A 19,475-nucleotide genomic window follows, 5' to 3' on the forward strand; every position below is an offset into this window, starting at 1 on the left:
GAAGATTGCCCCTCATCCGCCCTGTCGGGCACCTTCTCCCCGTAAACGGGGAGAAGGGATATGCGGCGGCCTCTGTCGTCCCCTCTCCCCGTTTACGGGGAGAGGGCTAGGGTGAGGGGCTTTTGTCCGCCAGAATTGAGTGCGCGCGCCGGAACGCGATTTTTCCGGATGTTTTCAAGGAGATGAAAGCCATGCTCGCGCCAGAAACAAAGACGACCGAAAAGCCGATGGACCGCATCGATCAGCTTGTCGCCGCCCACAAGCCCGGCCATGGTCTCGCCCGGCCGTTCTACCGGGACGTGGATATCTACGAGCGCGATCTGGAGCGCGTCTTCCGGCGCCACTGGCACTGCGTCGCGCATGAGAGCGTCATCCCCAAGCCGAACGATTTCGAGGTCTTTCGCATGGCCTCCGAGCAGGTGATCCTGACGCGGCATTCGGATGGGACTGTCCATGCCATTCTCAATGTCTGCCGCCATCGCGGCGCCGAGGTCTGCACCAAGGACAAGGGCAATGCCCGTGTCTTCGTCTGTCCCTATCATGCCTGGACCTATGGCAATGACGGATCCTTGCGGGCAGCCCGGTTGATGCCGAAGGATTTCAGGCGGGAAGATCACGGGCTGAAGAACCTGCATGTGCGTGTGGTCGAAGGTCTGGTGTTCATTTCCTTTGCCGACAATCCGCTGGATTTCACCGAGGTCGAAAACCTTTTGCATGCCACTTGCGGTCAATATGGCTGGGGGCAGGCCAAGGTCGCCTACCGGCAGCGCTATCCGGTCGATGCCAACTGGAAGCTGGCGGTCGAGAACTATGTCGAGTGCTACCATTGCGGTCCGGCCCATCCGGAATATTCGCAGACCCATGCGCTGGAACAGCCACTGCACATGATCGAGGCGCTGAATGCGGCGATGGAGGAGCGCACCTGCGCCCTCGGCATCCAGGTCGGGTCCGGTGACCACTGGCAGACCTCGGAAAACGGCAAGGAAACTATCCATGCCTTCCGTTATGCGCTCTATGATGGCGTCAAGACCGGCAGCCAGGACGGTTCGCCGCTCAGCACCCTGATGGGCCGCTTTACCGAATTCGACGGTGGCGTCACCTCCGTCCATCTCGGCGGCACATCGTTCCTCGTCTGCTATCCGGATCACGGCATGATCTACCGGTTCATTCCCAAAGGACCGGAAGCCTGCGAGATGGAGCTGATCTGGCTGGTCAATGGCGAAGCGGAAGAGGGTGTCGATTACGACCTCGAAAAGCTGAAATGGCTCTGGACCGTGACCACCGACGAGGACAAATCGATCATCGAGCACACTTCGCGCGGCGTGCGTTCGCATTATTTCGTGCCCGGCCCGATCGCGCCGATGGAGCAGAACGAACTGCGCTATATCAACTGGTATCTCGACGAGATCAGCCGGCCCTGACCAAGAGCGGGTGCGTTATTGCACTGCCACACCGCGGATGTTGGAAATCTGCGCCGTCCATTTCGGCGCTGCAGGCTCGACGCCGAAGCGGGAGGGAAAGGTGAAGAAGGTTTCGAACGCCTGTTCCCGGCCGGCGGGAACGCGGGCAAGAATCAGGGCCGTGTCTTCGCCGACCGTTTTGCAGACATCATCAGGGCAGTCCTGAAGCGTCACGGTCAGATTGAAATTGGTCAGATTGGCGGCACTTTTGTTCACGACCGTACCGGTGACCCGGTAGCTCGTATCAGGCCGGTTGCGGGTGAACTGCAGGCCTTCCAGCGCAATCTCTTCCGGCAGGATGACCGGACGGTTCTGGGTGAAGGGGGGCGGATCGCTGTCGTTGCTCTCGCCAGCACTGTCTCTCATCCAGACAACGAAAGCCGACACAAGCCCCAAAGCGACAAGAATGCTCAGCACCGGTTCTGCAAAGCGCCGGAAGCGCGATGAGCGCATGGCGAAATATACGATTAAAAGGCCTGCTATCGCAGGGAAAATCCAGATCATCAAAGTCCTCCAGCCTCCTATATAGGCGGGGCGGCGCCGCGATGGAAGCGGCTGCGGCACGAACCGGCGATCGTAGGCGCCAGCGGAACAAAGTACGGGATCGACCGTTACTTGCTCGTCGCCCCCGACATGTTTCAATTGCGGAAAAGGAAGAGAACAATGGCCGAGAAAGCCCTGGAAGACCTGTTCTATGATATGCTCAAGGATGTCTACTACGCCGAGCGCAAGATCCTCAAAACCTTGCCGAAAATGGCCAAGGGCGCGCAGAGCCCGAAGCTGAAGGCGGCGTTTGAAAAGCATCGTGATGAGACCGAAGGCCAGATCGAGCGCCTGCAGCAGGTGTTTGAAATCTTCGGCAAGCGCGCTGTCGGCAAGACCTGCCCGGCGATCGACGGTATTGTCGAGGAAGGCGAGGAAATCCTCGAAGAATTCAAGGGTTCACCAGCGCTTGATGCCGGCCTGTTGGCAACAGCCCAAGCCGTCGAACATTATGAAATGGCCCGTTACGGCACCCTGAAGACCTGGGCCGGTATGCTCGGACTCACAGATGCGGTCAAGCTGCTGGACGAGACCCTGCAGCAGGAAGGCGCTACCGATCACGCGCTGACCGCACTGGCGGAAGCTTCAGTCAACGCAACGGCGATGAAAAAAGCCGCTTAACGGGACTGCACCACAATGGCCGGAGACCGATCTCCGGCCAATTCTATTGCAGGCTGATCCAGTAGGAGCCACGGAACGGAACCGCGGCAAAGCGCTCGTTGATTTCGTTTAGCGACTGATCCGGATCGACATTGGCAAATATGTCCGGCCGCAGCCAGTGGGCAAAGGCTTCCGCTGCGAGAATGTTCAACGGCACGGCGTTGAAGAAATTCCACAATCCATGCACCCGGCCTGTCTGGACGCCCGAGAGGTTGGCCAGAACAGGATTTTTCACGGCTTCGCCAAGTGTCCGGCGGGCCTCGTCGGCGGGAATGCCGGGACCAATAGAAAAGACGCTGTAGGTGCCGCCCGGCGAAGCGGTGGCGATATAGACGTCCGGGTCGGCCTCGATCAGATACTCGCTGCTGACAATGCCGCCCTGGCGCGGCAGGTTCTTGTCCGCAATGTTGCGGCTGCCGGTAATGCCGATAAACTCGCCGAGGCCGCCTGTGCCATAGGCATAGCAGCAGCGATCGGGATTGGGGAATGCGTCCATCAGCACGGTCGGGCCGGGCTCCGGATTGGCGGCGACCCGGTCGGTGATGCGCTTCAAGTGTTCCTCGTAGAAATCGGCAAAGGCGTTTGCCTGCTCTTCGCGCTCCAGGATCTTGCCGAGCAGCCGCATGTTGTCGGGTGTGTTCTCCAAGGGATCGCTGTTGAAATCGACGACGAAGACCGGAACACCGGTGCTTTCGAGATAGTCGATCGCCCGCTTGCCGAGATCGGTATCGGCCTGCCAGTTGGCCATGATGGCAAGATCGGCCTTCAAAGACAGGATGGTTTCGAAGGACAGGCCGTCGCCGGTGCCATTGCCGATGATCGGGACGCTGGCCAGGGCCGGAAACTTTTCAACGAAGTCTTTGTAGATTTCCGGGTTGTCGCCCTTTAGGTCTCCCGACCAGCCGGCCAGCAGGCTGACGGGATCGGGATGGATCAGCGACAGCGCCACCAGATTGAAGCCGCTGCCGAGCAGGATGGCTTTGGGCTTTTCCTTGATCGTCACCTGCCGGCCAATCGCGTCGGTCAATGTCAACGGCCAGCGCTCCTGCGCATTCAACATGGCGGCACAGGCCAGAAACAGGCCGAGGGTCAACAGAAGGAGGCGTTTCACGATCATTGCTTTCTTTGGCATTGCTTTCTCTGGGCGGGCAGGGCGCAGAGTTCGCCGCAGCTTGGTATGCCCGGCAGAAGGTAGCGCAGGCAGCAGACCTTGCGGCGGCAGAGGGTTTCTTCGCCTTCCACTTCGTGGCGCAGGCAGCCGAGGAACGGGTTGGCGCTGCCGTCCGGCAGGTGCGGCTGCGAAAACAGCGCGCGCGACGCCCAGGCGTCGCCATCGGCCGGGCGCTCCCGCTCGGTGGCGTTGAAGGCGTAGTCGATATAGACAGCCGCATTGTTCCAGGCGAGTTTTGGCGCAATGCCGCCAAGTGACTTCAATTGCACAACAATTTCGGCGAGATGCTGGCTGACCAGTGGCATGACGAAGGACAAAAGGCTCGCGTCCTTGCCTTCGCTCCAATCGCCTTCACGGGCGAGACCGAGCGCGCGCGGCAGCCCGTCTTCGGCAAGCGCGATGGTCGTGTCGCTGGCTGCGACCGGCAGAACATGCTCGGCGCGGCGGGCAACGATATAGGGGATCGTCAGCATCGAGAAATAGTAGAGCGACCACATGGACGCAACGGCGCGCCGGTCGGGGTTGCCATGGGTGCTGGCATAGGTATCAAGGGCAGCGGTAAAGCCGCCGGAGCCGAAAAATTCGGCAAGCGGAACGCCACCTTCCAGCTCCGACGACAACATCATCTTTTCGCCGCACCAGGCATGCTCGCCGGCAAACACCTCCTTCAGGCCGGATGGCCTGAAGGAGGTGTTTGTGTCGTGAGTGGAAGCAGTCGCGTTTGTCAAAAGATCACCAGTCGTCTTCAATGATTTTGATGCCTGCCGGCACCAATAGCGGGGACATGGCAAGGGCTTTAAATCGCTTGTAAGGTGACTTCTTCTATCAAGTTTATTCGGCCGGAAAAGCAAAACTATTCAACCGAGTGAAAATTTCCCGATCCCTGTGGCAGAGGGCTCAGCTGCTTGAAACCAGTTCGTATTGCTGCACGAGATACAGGAAAGGCCTCGCGCATTGATAGAGCGAGGCCCGTGGCCGGTGATGCTGGTGGCCTGGCAGCCTATCCGTGATTGATCATCACGTGCCTGACGGCGGTGTAGTCCTCCAGTGCATAGATCGACATATCCTTGCCGTAGCCGGACTGCTTGACACCGCCATGGGGCATTTCGTTGGTCAGCATGAAGTGGGTGTTGATCCAGGTGCAGCCATATTGCAGGCGGGATGCGGCTTTCATCGCCTTGGAGATGTCCTTGGTCCATACGGAGGAGGCAAGGCCGTAGTCGCTGTCGTTCGCCCATTTCACGGCCTGGTCGTTTTCGGTGAAGCGGGTGATGGAGACGACGGGGCCGAAGACTTCGCGGCGGACGATCTCGTCTTCCTGGGTGGCGCCGGCAACGACGGTCGGCTGGAAGAAGAAGCCGTCCTTGCTGCCGATTGCGCCGCCGGTGGTGATCTCGATATGTTTCTGCTCGGTGGCGCGCTCGACGAAGCTTGCGACCCGGTCGCGCTGGCGCTTTGAGATCAGCGGGCCGATCTCGTTTTCAGTATCGTCGGCTAGATTGTACTTGATCGTCGAGACGGCGGAGGTGAGGTCGGCGACCAGCTTTTCGTAGATGCCGTCCTGCGCGTAGATGCGGCAGGCGGCGGTGCAGTCCTGACCGGCATTGTAATAACCGAAGGTGCGGATGCCGTTGACGACGGCTTCGAGGTCGGCGTCGTCGTAGACGATGACCGGCGCCTTGCCGCCGAGTTCGAGATGGGTGCGCTTGACGGTTTTCGCGGCCGCCTGCAGCACTTTCTTGCCGGTTGCGATATCACCGGTGATCGACACCATGCCGATCTTCGGATGGTTGATCAGCGTATTGCCGACCGTGTCTCCGCGGCCGAGAATGACATTGACGACGCCTTCCGGCAGAATGTTGGCCAAGAGGCGGGCCATCTTCAGCGCGGTTAGCGGCGTCTGTTCCGACGGCTTGAAGACGACGGTATTGCCGCCGGCAATCGCCGGCGCCAGCTTCCAGGCCATCATCATCAACGGGTAGTTCCATGGTGCGATCGAGCCGATGATGCCAACGGGATCGCGGCGGATCATAGAGGTGTGGCCGGGCAGATATTCGCCGCCAACAGGCGCATGCAGCGTGCGGATGGCACCGGCGAAAAAGCGCCAGCAGTCGATGATCGCCGGCAGTTCGTCATTGCGCACGGCATTGATCGGCTTGCCGCAGTTCAGTGCCTCGAGTGCTGCGAAGGCATCGGCGTCCTTTTCGATGGCATCGGCGATTTTCAATAGATAGCCCGAGCGCTCGCCGGGCGTGGTCATCGACCATGTAACGAAAGCCTTTTCGGCGGCCTCGACGGCGCGCTCGATCTGGGATTGCGAGGCCTCGGCGAGGTCGATGATCTTGGCGCCGGTGCGCGGGTTGAGGATCAGTTCCTCTGCCTCGGTTCCGGCTTCGAATGTCGATCCGATCAGCAATTGCGTGTCCATAGAAGTTCTCCGTTGTTTTGACGGAGCGAATAGCGAGTAGCGAGTAGCGAACAGGGTCTTAAACCGCTCGTGGACGTAACACCCTATTCGCTACTCGCTACCCCCTATTCGCTCAAATTCATTTTCCCGCACCGGCGATCTGGTCGCCGTCGCGCGTGAGGTAATAGGCGGCCAGGATCGGCAGGAAGGTAACCAGCATCACCACCATGGCGACGACATTGGTGACCGGCCGCTGGCGCGGGCGGATGAGTTCTTCGAGCATCCAGATCGGCAGTGTCGATTGCTGGCCACCGGTGAAGGTGGTGACGATCACCTCATCGAAGGACAGCGCGAAGGCAAGCATGCCGCCGGCCAGAAGTGCGGTGCCGATGTTCGGCAGGATGATATGACGGAAGGTCTGGAAACCGTCGGCGCCGAGATCCATCGAGGCCTCGATCAGCGAGCCGGAGACCCGGCGGAAGCGGGCGACGGCATTGTTGTAGACGACGACGATGCAGAAGGTGGCGTGGCCGAGCACGATGGTCCAGAACGAGAAGGGAATGTCGGCAAACGAGAAGGCCGAGCGTAGCGCGATGCCGGTGATGATGCCGGGAAGGGCTATCGGCAGGATGACCAGTAGAGAGATGGTTTCGCGGCCGAAGAAACGCGTCTGGCTGACGGCGGCGGCGCAGAGCGTGCCGAGCACCAGCGCAATCGCCGTGGCGATGGTGGCGACCTTGACCGACAAGGTCAGTGCTGCCCAAACATCCGGCCGGTTCCAGGTGACGGCGAACCATTGCAGCGTCAGGCCGGGCGGTGGGAACTGGTAGCTCTTTTCCTCGGTGGTGAAGGCATAAAGAAAGATCAAAAGGATCGGGATATGCAGAAAGGCGAGACCGCCGATGGCGGCGATCTTCAGGCCAAGCGGAGCGGAGGTGGAGCGGTCAGAGCGCATCGAAGGCTCCCAAACGTTTGGCCATCCAGAGATAGAGGCCCATGATGACGATCGGCACGACGGTGAAGGCGGCAGCGAGCGGGATATTGCCGGCGGTGCCTTGCTGCGCATAGACGGCCTGGCCGATGAACAGCCGCGAAGAGCCGACGATCTGCGGGATGATGTAGTCGCCGAGCGTCAGCGAAAACGTGAAGATCGAGCCGGCGACGATGCCGGGAAGGGCGAGCGGCAGGAGCACGTAGCGGAAGGTCTGCCCCGGATGGCCGCCGAGATCGGAGGAGGCCTCGATCAGATTGCCGGGCACGCGCTCCAGCGCCGCCTGGATCGGCAGGATCATGAAAGGCATCCAGACATAGACGAAAACGAGAAAGGTGCCCGTATAGCTGACCGAGAGCGAATTGCCGCCGATGACGGGCAGCGACAGCCAGGCATCGAGCAGCCAGAGCAGATGCAGCTCGGCGAAGATCCAGGTGAGGATGCCTTCCTTGGCGAGGATCAGCTTCCAGGCGTAGATCTTGACGAGATAGCTCGACCAGAGCGGCAGCATGATGCCGAGATAGAACACCGCCTTCCATTTTCCCTTGGCATAGCGCGCCGCGTAATAGGCGATCGGGAAGGCGATCAGGGCGGAGAAGATCGTCACCACGGCTGCCATCGTCACGGTGCGGACGATGATGTCGAAATTGGCGTCCGACAACAGCTGTTTGTAGGTCGCGAACGTGAACTCGTAATTGATCAGGCCGGAGAAGTCGTCGATCGAAAAGAAGCTCTGCAGCAGCAGGGCAAACAGCGAGCCGAGATAAATGATGCCGAGCCAGAGGACGGGCGGGCCGAGCAGGATCGCCAAAAGAACGTGCGGGTGCTTCCAGAGGAAGTCCGACAGCCGTCCCGTCAGGCCGGGCCTGTTGGGAAGGATGGTTACGGGGGTGACAAGCGCGCTCATGCTTCCTCCATCAGGTGAAGGTCGTTGCGCGAAAACGCCAGCTGCACCTCGGCACCGATATCGGGCACCGGCATGGCGGCGGGGCTGGCGACGATGATCTTTTCGCCGCTGCAATCGACGCTGACACGGTTGGTCGCGCCCAAAAAGCTGCGGGCGGTGACAGTGCCGGGCAGGCTCAGCTGTTCGGCCCAGGATGTGCCGATGGCGATGGCTTCCGGGCGCAGGCTGGCGGCTTTCGCCGGAACCCCGAGCCTGGCGCAGGTGGCGCTGGAGAGCACATTCGAGGAGCCGACGAAATCGGCCACGAAGCGGGTTTGCGGCCGCTTGTAGATATCTTCCGGCGTGCCGAGCTGCTGGATCTTGCCGTCGTTGAAGACGGCAATGCGGTCGGCCATCGACAGGGCCTCGCCCTGGTCATGGGTGACGAAGACGAAGGTGATACCGAGCGACTTCTGCAGGGTTTTCAGCTCTTCTTGCATCTGCTCGCGCAGCTTGAGATCAAGCGCGCCAAGCGGTTCATCGAGCAAAAGCACCTTGGGCTTGTTGACAAGGGCGCGGGCAAGAGCGACACGCTGGCGCTGGCCGCCGGACAGCTGTCCCGGGCGGCGCTGGCCGTAGCCCGGCAGCTTGACCATGGCGAGCGCGTCTTCCGCGGCCTTGCGCCGCTCCTCCTTGCCAACGCCCTTGACCATCAGGCCATAGGCGACATTGTCGAGAATGGAGAGATGCGGGAAGAGGGCATAGTCCTGAAACACCGTGTTGACGCTGCGGCGATAGGGCGGCACGCCTTCGGCGGTCTCGCCAAAAATCTCGATATGGCCGCCGGTTGGCTGCTCGAAGCCGGCCATCAGCCGCAGGCAGGTGGTCTTGCCGGAACCGGACGGGCCGAGCATGGCAAAGAACTCGCCGGCTACGATTTCAAGATCGACCGCATCGACGGCTTTGACGGCACCGAAATGGCGCGAGACATTTTCGAACAGGACGGCGGCGGTCATGGGGTACTCCGGAAATTGGTGTGTTGCGAACCGGGCATGACGGTTCAATACCCTCCCCCTGAGGGGGAGGGTCGGAGCGTAGCTCCGGGGTGGGGTGATCTTTTGATGATGCGGTGGGTCACCCCCACCCGCGCATTCGCGCGACCTCCCCCCTCAAGGGGGAGGTAAAATCAACGCCCGCCGATGACGCCGATATAGTCGGAGACCCAGCGGTGATAGGGCACGCACTCGCTCTGGCTGGCGCATTTGGAAACGGGCGTCTTCCAGAACTTGATCTTCGCGAAGTCGTTGTAGCCGTTGGCAGCGCAGCCTTCGTCGGTTAGCAGTTCATTGCCTTTACAAGCGGCAGGTACTGAGGGAACGGTGCCGAACCAGGCCGAGACATCGCCCTGGACCTTGGGCGACAGCGTATGTTCCATCCACATATAGGCGCAGTTGGGGTGTTCGCTCTCGGCATGCAACATGGTGGTGTCGGCCCAGCCTGTGGCGCCTTCTTCCGGGAAGACCGAGGCGATCGGCTGCTTTTCGGCCTTCAGCAGGTTGACCTGGAAAGGCCAGGAGCCGGAGGCGACGACGCCTTCGTTCTTGAAGTCGTCGATCTGGATCATCGCATCATGCCAGTAGCGGTTCGCCAGGGTGCGCTGGACGCGTAGCACGTCGAGAGCGGCTTTGTACTGGTCTTCGTTGAGTTCGTAGGGATCCTTGATGCCGAGTTCCGGCTTGTGGAACATCAGGTAGTTGGCAGCGTCGGCCACATGGATCGGGCCGTCATAGGCCTGGATTCGGCCCTTGTTGGACTTGCCGTCCGGCAGGGGCATTTCTTCGAAAACAACCTTCCAGCTCTTTGGCGCCTCGCCCTTGAAGGCTTCGGTATTGTACATCAAAACGTTCGGTCCCCAGACATATGGGGTACCGTAGTGGGTGCCATTGACCGTATTCCAAGGCGCGCTCTGCAAGCGTTCGTCGATGGTCGACCAGCTCGGAATGAGGGCAGTGTTGATCGGCTGGACACGCTTGCCGGCCACCAGCCGCAGCGAGGCGTCGCCCGATGCAGTGACGAGGTCGAAGCCGCCTTCGTTCATCAGCGCGACCATTTCATCGGAGGTCGCAGCCGTCTTGACGCTGACCTTGCAACCGGTCTGCTTTTCGAAGCCGGTGACCCAGTCATAGGCCTTGTCGGTCTCGCCGCGCTCGATATAGCCGGCCCAGGCAACGATCGACAGTTCGCCTTCGCCCTTGCCGAGTTCCTTCAAGGGCTCAGTGGCGAAAGCATGGGTGGCGAAAGCGAGCGAAAGGGTGAGCGCGGTGCAGGATTTCAGAATCTGCTTCATCTTCAGTCTCCCGTTTTGGTGTCCGAATTTTTCGGTCTTGTTCCCAAAACGAAAGGTGCCTCTATTTCGCCGCTTTCGCAAATTCATTAATCAGAATGGCGCTATCGGTTTTTCCGATATCTCTCGATTTTATCGCGGCCGTCCACTCCTCAGCGCTTCCGCCACCCCGATAAAATCCTTAGCCGATTGCGGCAGGCCCGATCCCTTGCGCCAGACCATGCCGACTTGGACGACGGGCAGGGCGCCGGAGACGTCGCGGCTTTCGATGCGGTCGCCTTCCAGCGACCAGGGGCGGTAAACCAGATCGGGCAGCAGCGCGATGCCGGCGCCGGTGGCGACGAGGCTGCGCACCGCTTCGACGGAGCGTGTGCGAAACGCTACATGCGGGCGGGCGCCAAGTGCTGTCAGAAGCTTGCCGGTATTTTCCTCGATTTCATCGACCGTCAGCATGATCAACGGCTCCTTGGCGATATCGGCAACCGAGATGATATCGGCGGAGACCAGCGGATGGCCGAGCGGCAGCCAGAGCCGGTAGGGCGAGGTCTCGATGATCTCTGCCTGCAGTGCCATGCGGTCGCGCAGGTTGGAGATCACCATGACGGCGACATCGAGTTCGCCACCGACCAACAGATGTTCGAGATAGGAACCGTTGTCCTCGATGGCGCTGACTTCGACGCCGGGGCAGGCGCGGCGGTAGCGGGCGAGCAGATCGGAAAGCACATAACCGGCGACCAGCGAGGTGACGCCGAGATTGAGCTTGCCGCCGGTACGCTCCTCCCGCTCCTGCGAAAATGACCGGCGGGCATCGGAAACTCCAGCAAGGATTTTCGTCGCATGGCGCAGGAACTGATGGCCATTATGGGTGATGTGCAGCCCGCGCGGATGGCGCTCGAACAGTTCGACACCCAGATCGGTCTCCAGCTCCTTGACCGCTTCGGTGATCGACGATTGCGAGATCGACATGTTCTGCGCCGCACGGGTGACGGAGCCCTGTTCGGCGACGGCGATGAAATACTGGAGCTGACGGAGCGTGAAGGCCATGGCCTAGCTAACACGGTTGCGGGGGGAGATGGCAAGGCTCACAAAGGTTTGGCGTAACCCTCTCGATCAACTGTCGTCCCAGTCCTCGGGAAAATCCCGGCCTCCGTAGAAAATGCGCAGGATGCGAACAGTCTCGCTTTCCACGACGAACGCGATCGATGCGCGCCGTTCGAAGCCAATGATCCGCAGACCCGGATAAAGGTCGTCGCGCTTTGCGCCACGAAAGGGAAATTCAGCAAGGGAGATGCATGCATGTTCGATACGGGCAATATAGGCTCCGGCCCGATCATGGCTGCTGTTTTCGGCGATGTACTCATAGAGTGCGACAAGATCGTTTTCCGCAAAGGGACGGAAGACAATCTTGTAGGCCATGCTCACTGCCCTTCGGCATGACGGGCGCGAAGGCGCGCAAAGACATCGGCGGCCGTTACATCAGGCCGGGGATCGTCGATTGCTTCCCGGATTTTCGCGCGCATGATCTGGCTCAAAGCAGCCTCTTCTCGGTCAAGCGCACGCAAACCGGCGCGGATAACTTCGCTGGCGGATTCGTAGGCGCCTGACTGCAGGCGATCCTCCAGGAGAGCCTGCTGTTTTCCAAGCGTGACGGTGATGGGTTTGCTGGTTCGCATGCGCAGATATTAACATGGGTGCATGACATTGTCATACCCAGACGGCTGGGGAATTTGCAGGATGTCGGATTGAGGACAGAACGGTCCAAAAATCCGGGTATGTTCGGGTACCAAATCAGGATCGTTTCTTCATGACCAAAGATCGCCCAATCCCCACCGAACCCGGCATTCTTGCCTTCCACAAGCGCTGCCAGGATTTCTATCCGGCCGATGCCGTCGATGCCTCCATCCAGCAACAGCGCGCATGGTATGACGCGCTGTGCGCCGAGTTCGATGCACCGTCGCCGGAAGGGCTGACGCGGCAGGACGAGGCGGTTGGCGGGCGTATTCCGGTTCGCCGGTATCAGCCAGCAGAAATCGCGACGCAGACCCGTATCTTCTACATTCACGGCGGCGGTTTCGTCGTCGGATCGCTGGACAGCCATGATGCCATCTGTGCCGAGATTGCGCGTGCGGCAAAGGCGGAACTGGTGTCCATCGATTACCGGCTGGCACCGGAGCATGTCTGGCCGGCCGCGTTTGACGATTGTTTCGAGGTGCTGCGATGGCTGTTGGCCGATGGGCGGCCGCTGGTCGTGGCGGGTGACAGTGCCGGCGGCAATCTGGCGGCGGGAATGGTGCTGAAGGCCAAGGCCGAGGCAATCAATGGTATCGTTGGGCAGGTGCTGATCTATCCGGGGCTCGGTGGTGATCTTGTCTCGGGTTCATATGAAGAGATGGCTGAGGCGCCGGGCCTGACGAGCGCCGATGTCGCCTATTACCGGGATGTACTGAAAGCATCGGCAGACAATGTCTTTGCCCATCCCTTGAAAGCTGCCGATTTTTCCGGCCTGCCGCCCGCCTATATCACGGCGGCGCATTTCGATCCGCTGCGCGATGATGCCGCTTTGTATGCGCAACGGCTGATTGCTGCGGGTGTCAACGTCACCTATCGCGATGAGCCACAGATGATCCATGCGTGGCTGCGCGCCCGTCACATGAGCGAGGGCGCGCGGGACGGCTTTGGGCGGCTGTGCCGTGGTGTCAGCGAACTCGTCGGTACGCTCTGATCAGCCCTTGGCTTTGAGGACGAGAACCGGAGTGGCGCTGAATTCCGTCGGGAAGAGCGCCTTGAGGTTCTCGATCTTCGGCATGTCGTTGTAGACGATGTAAGGGTAGGTCGGGTTGAGTGTCAGGAAATCCTGGTGGTATTCCTCGGCCGGGTAGAAGGCGGTGATGTCTGACACCTTGGTGACGACCGGTTCGCCATAGACCTTTGCCTTGTCGAGCTGGGCGATATAGCTTTGCGCGATCTTCTTCTGCTCGCCGTTGGTGGTGAAGATTTCCGAGCGATACTGGGTGCCGTGGTCCGGTCCCTGATAGTTCAGTTGGGTCGGGTTGTGTGCGACCGAGAAGTAAATCTGCAGCAACTGGCCGTAGGTGACCATCTTCGGGTTATAGGTGACTTCGACCGCCTCGGCATGGCCGGTGTCGCCGCCGCTGACGGTTTCGTAGATGGCGGTATCCTTGGCGCCGCCGGAATAGCCGGAGACGGCGTTCTTGACGCCCTTCACATGCTGGAAAACGCCCTGCACGCCCCAGAAGCAGCCGCCGGCGAAGACGGCTTTCTCTGTGCTGGCAGTCACTGCCTCATCGATGGCGGGGGGCGGAATGACCACGGCCTCTTCGGCGGCGTTGCTGAATGTCGAGGACATCGAAAACACCGCAGCAGCAATGGCCGTCACGCCGGCAAGCCCGAAAATGAGCGGGCGTTTGGCCGTGTTCGAAATCCTGTCTTTTCCAAGCTGCGGCATGATAATCCTCCTACGATGATGTTGGCACAGGCACCCGCTGCCGATTGCAGCGACATGCGCCCTTGCTTTATGAGCAAACTGTGGCCAACCCGAACGGGCTGGTCAAATCGCAAATGCGTGCGTAACGCCAAAGTGACAGGCCGCAGATGAGGATACACGTCCGTGTGATCTGGCGGGGATTAGGGCAGGGAGACTGGCATGAGCGGCATGACCGATCTTAAAACGCTGTTGCGTGAAATGCGTCCGGACTTGCGTCCGGGCGACTATGTCTATTGCAGCGTGCCGGCGCAGGAGACCGCATGGCGTTCACTGGAGCCGCTGGGCTTCTTCCGGGAGGACGAGGGGGTGACCTTGATTCTGGAAAAGGCTGATGCCGACAAGGCGGGGCTGACCTATGGCCCGGTGATGCGCTGTATCACGCTGACGGTGCATTCGGCGCTTGAAGCCGTCGGACTGACGGCGGCGGTCGCGGTGGCGCTGACGCGGCATGGCATCAGCGCCAATGTGGTCGCGGCCTATCACCACGACCACATTTTCGTGCCTGCAAACGATGCGGAACGGGCACTTGCGGCCCTGGCAGAGGCCACCCCCGTCATTACATGAAGTCGCGTGGCACGCGCGTATCGAAGGTTTTTTCGAAGATTTGCGTCTCCCCTTCGAAAGCGGTCACTGAGGCCGACGTTAGCCATTGGGTTGCCGTGCAAGCAATCCGCGAGACCGAAACGGTCTTGACCGACCAGTTTTCGCGTTTGGCAATGCAGGTCCAGGTCGAGATGCCCGTCATGGACAAGGGGGCGTCCGCTGCAATTGTCCAGGTTTCGTCGCGGATATCCTGGGTGGCGAGCCCGCTGTCCGGATGTTCGGTCAAGCCGCCATCCTCGTAGATATGGTAGTGCGTCTGGCCGGTCGTCAGGTCGCGCTCGACCCGGCGGCTGGTACTGCCGGGCGTGCGCTCGATATATTTCGGCAGCGGATCGCGATTGGCAGGCTCCGGCATGGTGATGGCCTGATGTTCGCCGAGTTTCGGCAAGGCCAGCCCCAGCGAGGCGAGGTCCAATGTCAGGCCGGGATCGGACGGGGCGGGCAGGATCATTGGCCAATAGGCGGTTGAGAGCGACAACCGGATACGGTGGCCCACGCCAAAACGATAGCCACAGGCGTCGAGAACCAGCTGCACCCTGGTTTTCTTGCCGTGTTCCATCGGCTTCGGTTCGGCATTGCCGTCGCGGTGGGCGAGGTTGAGGACGCCGTAGGTGACGCGGGTGGCGCTGCCGTCGGGATGGATATCAACGACACGGGCAATGAGATTGGCCCAATCGGCGTCGCAGGCCAGCTCGACCGTCAGCACCGGTTGGCCAAGATAGTCCATTGCCTGTGTCAGCGGCGCTGTTTCGAAGGTGAGCGAACCGGCATCGTCGATGCGCTGGTCGCCGGCCATTTCGGCGTCGGGTTTCAGGGTGAACCATTCGCCGGACGCCGTGCCGATATCGAGCGGCGATTTCAGGTAGACGTTGTGGTCATGGGCACCGGCGATCGGCATGCCCTCGTTAAGGCTACCGAACTGATCGACATAGAAGGTCTGCATTTCCGGCGGGCGCCATTCATCCTTTGCCACCCAGAAGCCGGGATCGACATTGCGTCGCAGTGCCGGTTTTGGGCCATCGAGGATGAAGGCGCGCATCTGCGGCAGTGCCTCGACGCCGGTCTTTTCGTCGCGCAGCCAATGGTTCCACCAGGCAATCGCCTCGCCATGGAAATCGGCACGTGGTTTTGGCCAGGCGAAATGCGGATATTTGTGCACCCAGGGACCGATCAGGGCTTTCACCTTGCCGCCCAGACCTTCGGCTGCCTTCATCGGCGTGTTGCGGTAACCGTCGGCCCAGCCGGCAATGACCATGGCCGGGACCGGAAAGCCGTCGAAATCCTCACAGATCGAGCCGTGCTCCCAGAAAGCGTCACGGCGCTGGTGCTCCAGCCATTCCTCCATGAAATAGGGCTCGTTCTCCAGCCGCTCCAGCCACATCTCCTTCCATTTGTCGCCGACCAGCGCCGGATCGGGCGAGCGCGACTGGTAGGCAAGCATGGTCGCTGCCCAGGAGAGCTGGGCGGAAAGATGCGTGCCGTTCTTGTAGTGGATGTCATCATTGTAGCGATCGACGGTGGAGGCGATGGAGATCACCGCCTTCAGCGCCGGTGGCTTCAGCGCCGCGACCTGCAGGCAGTTGAAGCCCCCCCAGGAAATGCCCATCATGCCGACATTGCCGTTTGACCAGGGCTGGGCGGCGATCCAGGCGATCAGCTCGCAGCCGTCGCTCAGTTCGCGCGGCGTGTATTCGCCATCGATGACGCCGTCGCTTTCGCCGGAGCCGCGGATATCGACACGCACGCCGGCAATGCCGGCGGCCGCAAAGACCGGATAGGTGGACTCGTCGCGGGCGTTGGTGCCGCCGCGCTTGCGATAGGGCAGGTATTCGAGCACCGCCGGAACGGGGCTGGTGTCAGCACCATCCGGCATCCAGATGCGGGCGGAAAGCCGCGTGCCGTCGGCGAGAATGATCCACTCGTTCTCGATTAGGGTGAAGCTGCGTTTGGACATGCCATCCATCTTCGTCATTCCGCTTTTCAATTGTCGAACCAGACGCGGCTTGCCACATAGCCGTTCGAAAGGTCATTGCCGATATCGTGGACAAAGCCCTTCAGCGATGTCGAGGCGGCGTTCACATAGTCGTTGAAAACAGGCAGGATGAGGCCGCCTTCGTCCCGGACCGTCAGTGCCATGGTGCGGTAAAGGTCCTTGCGTTTGGTCTCGTCGAGCTCGGAGCGTGCCTGAAGCAGGATCTTGTCGAAATCCTCACGCTTGAAGCGGGTGTCGTTCCATTCGGCCGTCGACAGATAGGATGTCGAATAGCGCGAATCCTGCGTCGGGCGGCCGCCCCAGTAGGAGGCGCAGAACGGCTGGACGTTCCAGACATTGGTCCAGTAGCCATCTTCCGGCTCGCGCTGGACCTTGATCTGGATGCCGGCCTTGCTGGCGCTTTCCTGAAACAGCACGGCGGCATCGACGGCGCCGGCAAAGGCAGCATCCGAGGTGCGTAGCGGGATCGGCCGGTCGTGACCGGATTTCTTGTAGTGGAATGCCGCCTTGTCCGGGTCGTAAGTGCGCTGCTCGATGCCTTCAGGCGCCAGCGCATAGTTCTCGTTGACCGGATAGTCATTGCCGATCTTGCCGTAGCCGCCAAGGATACGGTCGAGAATTGCCTGGCGGTCGATCGCGTATTTCAGCGCCAGACGGAGGTCGTTATTGTCGAAGGGCGTGGTGTCGCAGTGCATCAGGAAGCTGTAGAAACCCTTGCCTGCAGTTTTCAGGATCTCGACCTTCGGCGCGCGCTTCAGCATCGGGACCGTCTTCGGATCAATGTTGTTGATGAAATGCACCTGGCCGGAGGCCAGTGCCGCGACCCGTGCCGTGTTGTCGTTCATGACGATGATCTCGACACTGTCGACAAAGCCTCGATCCGAGCGCCAGTCGGCGGGGTTCTTTTCAAAGGTGGCGCGCAGGCCGGCTTCATAGCTTACAAGCTTGTAGGGGCCGGTGCCGATTGTCGAGGTCGGATTGCTGACGCCGCCGCCCGGCTGGATGATCAGGTGGTAGTCGGTCAGGATCAGCGGCAGATCCGCATTGCCTTCGGTAAGCGTCAGGACGAGCTCGCCGGCCTTGTCCTCGATCGTCTTGATCGAGCGCATCAGGCCGAGTGCGCCGGATTTGGAGCCTTCGTCGGCATGGCGCTTCAGGGTGGCGATGACATCGGCCATCGTCAGCGGGCTGCCGTCGTGGAACGTCACGCCGCTGCGCAGCTTGAACGTCCAGACGGACGCATCGGGAGAAGGTGTCCAGGATTCGGCAAGCGAAGGCAGGGCTGCGCCTGTCGCCGGGTCGGACTCCACCAGCGTGTCGCCCCACAGATGGCCGATGGTGAACAGGACGGAACCGCTATAGGTGGCCGGATCGAGCGAATCGGTGGTGGCGCCGCCCTTGAGGCCGAGCTTGAGGTGACCGCCACGCTTGGGCTCTTCCGCGCGTGCCGTGCCGGCGATCAATGTGCCGGAGAAGCCGGCCGCAAGACCGAGTGCCACGGTGCCGCCGAGGAAGGTTCGGCGGTTGACCCCACCGTTCGCAATCAGACTATCGGGCTTCTGGGTGAAATCACGCATTCGCTGTTCCCTTTATGGCTGGTTTTCATGAGGAAACGTAGTGGTAAACGCATACGGCACAATTTCGCGACTTGACGCTGATTGACGTGACTTTACGCTATGCAGAACTGCGAAGGGAACTGCCCTGTCCGATATCGATACTTTTACCGAAAATCTGCGCTTTGCCTGCGCTACGCGGCCGTCGATTTCGCAGATCTGCCGGGAGATCGGTATCAATCGCCAGCAATTCAACCGCTATATTTCCGGCGAAGCCCGGCCGTCGGCGCACAACCTTGCCCGCATCGCCGTGTTCTTCGGCGTGGGGGCTCAGGACTTTTCCCTTGCCTCGTCGGTATTCCAGACACGCATGATGCGCCCGGATCAGCGGAGGGTGGATGGCGGGCTTTTGCTGGAAGGGCTTCCGGGCGATCTGCCGTCGCTTCGCCGGCATCTGGGCTATTTCCAGACCTACCATTTTTCGCCGTCATGGCCCGGGCTTATCGTCTGTTCCTGTGCGAGACTTCTGGAGGAAAACGGCTCCGTTCATGTCAAGTCGATCGAGCGCATCCGTGATGCGGCCCATGAGATCCAGCAGTACTCGAAATATGTCGGCCTTGCGGCTTTCCTGCGAAACCGCATTTTCATCACCGAGCGAAGCGTCAGCCGGCAGCCGATGATGTCACAGACGATCCTGATACCGTTCGAGGTGCATCAGCGGGTCTACCTGCGCGGCGTCACGATGGGTGTTTCCTGGCGCAAGGAAAACCTGCCCTATGCATCGCGCGTCATCTGGCGTCATCTCGGCACCGATCCGGACAAGCGTCAGGTTCTGTCGCGCTGCGGCGTGCTGCCGGAAAACTCACGGCAATTGCCGGCAACCGTGCGCAGCTATCTTGACGCGCCGTCATCCGGCATCCTGTCCGTTCCGGAGAATTTCTAAGCAGCCCGTCGCACTGTTGCCCGTTTGGTCATAGGATCTGAGCGACGCAAACGGGAGGATGTGATGATGTCGAAGGCCGTTGTTGCTGTATTGATGCTGCTTGGCTTTTTTGCCCGGCCGGTTCTGGCCGATGATGCCGCACCTTCGCCGCTTGCCGGCTGCGCGATGTCCGGTGCATCGAGTGTTTTCATCGGCGGGGCGCCGGCATTGAGACTGTCGGATGTGGTCAATTGTCCGGCCGATCTCTACGAAATCGTTCCAGGCATCATGATCGAAGGTCAGCCACTTGTTCGGGTGCGTTCCGGATTATTGGAAAAGGCCGATTGTGCCACCAAGGGCGAAACGACGGTGACGGCAAACAATCACCCGATGCAGCGGCTGGGCGACGTCAGCTGCACGACCAAATGACCGGCTGA

General features: G+C 60.7%; 20 protein-coding genes. 6 read left to right on the forward strand and 14 right to left on the reverse strand.

Annotated elements, in window-relative coordinates; all coding sequences use genetic code 11:
- The first annotated feature begins 191 nt into the window (after positions 1–191).
- Positions 192–1,421: an aromatic ring-hydroxylating oxygenase subunit alpha gene (locus tag ACP7E0_RS01885; RefSeq protein WP_426122591.1), complete on the forward strand. Its 1,230-nt coding sequence runs from the start codon at positions 192–194 to the stop codon at positions 1,419–1,421.
- 15 nt (positions 1,422–1,436) lie between these two features.
- On the opposite strand, the gene ACP7E0_RS01890 is transcribed toward ACP7E0_RS01885, so the two are convergent.
- A complete protein-coding gene (locus ACP7E0_RS01890; protein WP_426122592.1) occupies positions 1,437–1,964 on the reverse strand; it encodes a hypothetical protein in 528 nt (175 codons plus the stop codon).
- A gap of 159 nt (positions 1,965–2,123) precedes the next feature.
- On the opposite strand from ACP7E0_RS01890, the gene ACP7E0_RS01895 reads away from it, so the two are divergent.
- Positions 2,124–2,624: a ferritin-like domain-containing protein gene (locus ACP7E0_RS01895; RefSeq protein WP_426122594.1), complete on the forward strand. Its 501-nt coding sequence runs from the start codon at positions 2,124–2,126 to the stop codon at positions 2,622–2,624.
- A gap of 43 nt (positions 2,625–2,667) precedes the next feature.
- On the opposite strand, the gene ACP7E0_RS01900 is transcribed toward ACP7E0_RS01895, so the two are convergent.
- From ACP7E0_RS01900 to ACP7E0_RS01945, 10 genes are all read right to left on the reverse strand, one after another.
- Complete coding sequence (locus tag ACP7E0_RS01900; protein WP_426122595.1) at positions 2,668–3,795, reverse strand: ABC transporter substrate-binding protein; 1,128 nt, start codon at positions 3,793–3,795, stop codon at positions 2,668–2,670.
- Complete coding sequence (gene fhuF, locus ACP7E0_RS01905; RefSeq protein WP_426123018.1) at positions 3,777–4,460, reverse strand: siderophore-iron reductase FhuF; 684 nt, start codon at positions 4,458–4,460, stop codon at positions 3,777–3,779. Before fhuF ends, ACP7E0_RS01900 begins: the two co-directional genes overlap by 19 nt.
- Before the next feature lie 374 nt (positions 4,461–4,834).
- Complete coding sequence (locus ACP7E0_RS01910; RefSeq protein WP_426122596.1) at positions 4,835–6,262, reverse strand: gamma-aminobutyraldehyde dehydrogenase; 1,428 nt, start codon at positions 6,260–6,262, stop codon at positions 4,835–4,837.
- 118 nt (positions 6,263–6,380) lie between these two features.
- Positions 6,381–7,196 (reverse strand): ABC transporter permease, encoded by an 816-nt coding sequence (locus tag ACP7E0_RS01915; protein WP_426122598.1) that lies wholly within the window; start codon positions 7,194–7,196, stop codon positions 6,381–6,383.
- A complete protein-coding gene (locus ACP7E0_RS01920; protein WP_426122600.1) occupies positions 7,186–8,139 on the reverse strand; it encodes an ABC transporter permease in 954 nt (317 codons plus the stop codon). The genes ACP7E0_RS01915 and ACP7E0_RS01920 overlap by 11 nt, the downstream gene beginning before the upstream one ends.
- Positions 8,136–9,134: an ABC transporter ATP-binding protein gene (locus ACP7E0_RS01925; RefSeq protein WP_426122602.1), complete on the reverse strand. Its 999-nt coding sequence runs from the start codon at positions 9,132–9,134 to the stop codon at positions 8,136–8,138. The genes ACP7E0_RS01920 and ACP7E0_RS01925 overlap by 4 nt, the downstream gene beginning before the upstream one ends.
- A gap of 170 nt (positions 9,135–9,304) precedes the next feature.
- Positions 9,305–10,465 (reverse strand): ABC transporter substrate-binding protein, encoded by a 1,161-nt coding sequence (locus ACP7E0_RS01930; RefSeq protein ID WP_426122603.1) that lies wholly within the window; start codon positions 10,463–10,465, stop codon positions 9,305–9,307.
- Between the two features lie 129 nt (positions 10,466–10,594).
- Complete coding sequence (locus ACP7E0_RS01935) at positions 10,595–11,506, reverse strand: LysR family transcriptional regulator (RefSeq protein ID WP_426122605.1); 912 nt, start codon at positions 11,504–11,506, stop codon at positions 10,595–10,597.
- Positions 11,507–11,572: 66 nt separating this feature from the next.
- Positions 11,573–11,878 (reverse strand): type II toxin-antitoxin system RelE/ParE family toxin, encoded by a 306-nt coding sequence (locus ACP7E0_RS01940; RefSeq protein WP_426122606.1) that lies wholly within the window; start codon positions 11,876–11,878, stop codon positions 11,573–11,575.
- 2 nt (positions 11,879–11,880) lie between these two features.
- Positions 11,881–12,135 carry a type II toxin-antitoxin system ParD family antitoxin gene (locus ACP7E0_RS01945; protein WP_426122608.1) on the reverse strand — a complete coding sequence of 85 codons (255 nt, stop codon included), beginning with the start codon at positions 12,133–12,135 and terminating at the stop codon, positions 11,881–11,883.
- A 131-nt stretch (positions 12,136–12,266) separates the two neighbouring features.
- On the opposite strand from ACP7E0_RS01945, the gene ACP7E0_RS01950 reads away from it, so the two are divergent.
- Positions 12,267–13,184: an alpha/beta hydrolase gene (locus ACP7E0_RS01950; protein WP_426122609.1), complete on the forward strand. Its 918-nt coding sequence runs from the start codon at positions 12,267–12,269 to the stop codon at positions 13,182–13,184.
- On the opposite strand, the gene msrA is transcribed toward ACP7E0_RS01950, so the two are convergent.
- Positions 13,185–13,829, reverse strand: a complete 645-nt coding sequence (msrA, locus tag ACP7E0_RS01955) for a peptide-methionine (S)-S-oxide reductase MsrA (protein WP_426123019.1) — start codon at positions 13,827–13,829, stop codon at positions 13,185–13,187. It lies immediately after the preceding gene.
- Positions 13,830–14,126: 297 nt separating this feature from the next.
- On the opposite strand from msrA, the gene ACP7E0_RS01960 reads away from it, so the two are divergent.
- On the forward strand, positions 14,127–14,531 hold the full coding sequence (locus tag ACP7E0_RS01960; RefSeq protein ID WP_426122611.1) for an ACT domain-containing protein: 405 nt from the start codon (positions 14,127–14,129) through the stop codon (positions 14,529–14,531).
- On the opposite strand, the gene ACP7E0_RS01965 is transcribed toward ACP7E0_RS01960, so the two are convergent.
- Together ACP7E0_RS01965 and ACP7E0_RS01970 are read right to left on the reverse strand one after the other, a co-directional pair.
- Positions 14,524–16,524, reverse strand: coding sequence for a CocE/NonD family hydrolase (locus tag ACP7E0_RS01965; protein WP_426123021.1), 2,001 nt, complete (start codon positions 16,522–16,524; stop codon positions 14,524–14,526). The genes ACP7E0_RS01960 and ACP7E0_RS01965 overlap by 8 nt on opposite strands.
- A gap of 26 nt (positions 16,525–16,550) precedes the next feature.
- Positions 16,551–18,140 carry an ABC transporter substrate-binding protein gene (locus tag ACP7E0_RS01970; RefSeq protein WP_426122613.1) on the reverse strand — a complete coding sequence of 530 codons (1,590 nt, stop codon included), beginning with the start codon at positions 18,138–18,140 and terminating at the stop codon, positions 16,551–16,553.
- A gap of 124 nt (positions 18,141–18,264) precedes the next feature.
- On the opposite strand from ACP7E0_RS01970, the gene ACP7E0_RS01975 reads away from it, so the two are divergent.
- Together ACP7E0_RS01975 and ACP7E0_RS01980 are read left to right on the forward strand one after the other, a co-directional pair.
- A complete protein-coding gene (locus tag ACP7E0_RS01975) occupies positions 18,265–19,059 on the forward strand; it encodes a helix-turn-helix domain-containing protein (protein WP_426123022.1) in 795 nt (264 codons plus the stop codon).
- A 63-nt stretch (positions 19,060–19,122) separates the two neighbouring features.
- The gene (locus ACP7E0_RS01980) at positions 19,123–19,467 is read left to right on the forward strand and encodes a hypothetical protein (protein WP_426122614.1); all 345 of its coding nucleotides are present in this window, start codon (positions 19,123–19,125) and stop codon (positions 19,465–19,467) included.
- Positions 19,468–19,475 lie beyond the last annotated feature (8 nt).

The sequence above is a fragment of the Pararhizobium sp. PWRC1-1 genome, from assembly GCF_049897905.1.
In the GTDB taxonomy this organism is placed as follows: domain Bacteria; phylum Pseudomonadota; class Alphaproteobacteria; order Rhizobiales; family Rhizobiaceae; genus Pararhizobium.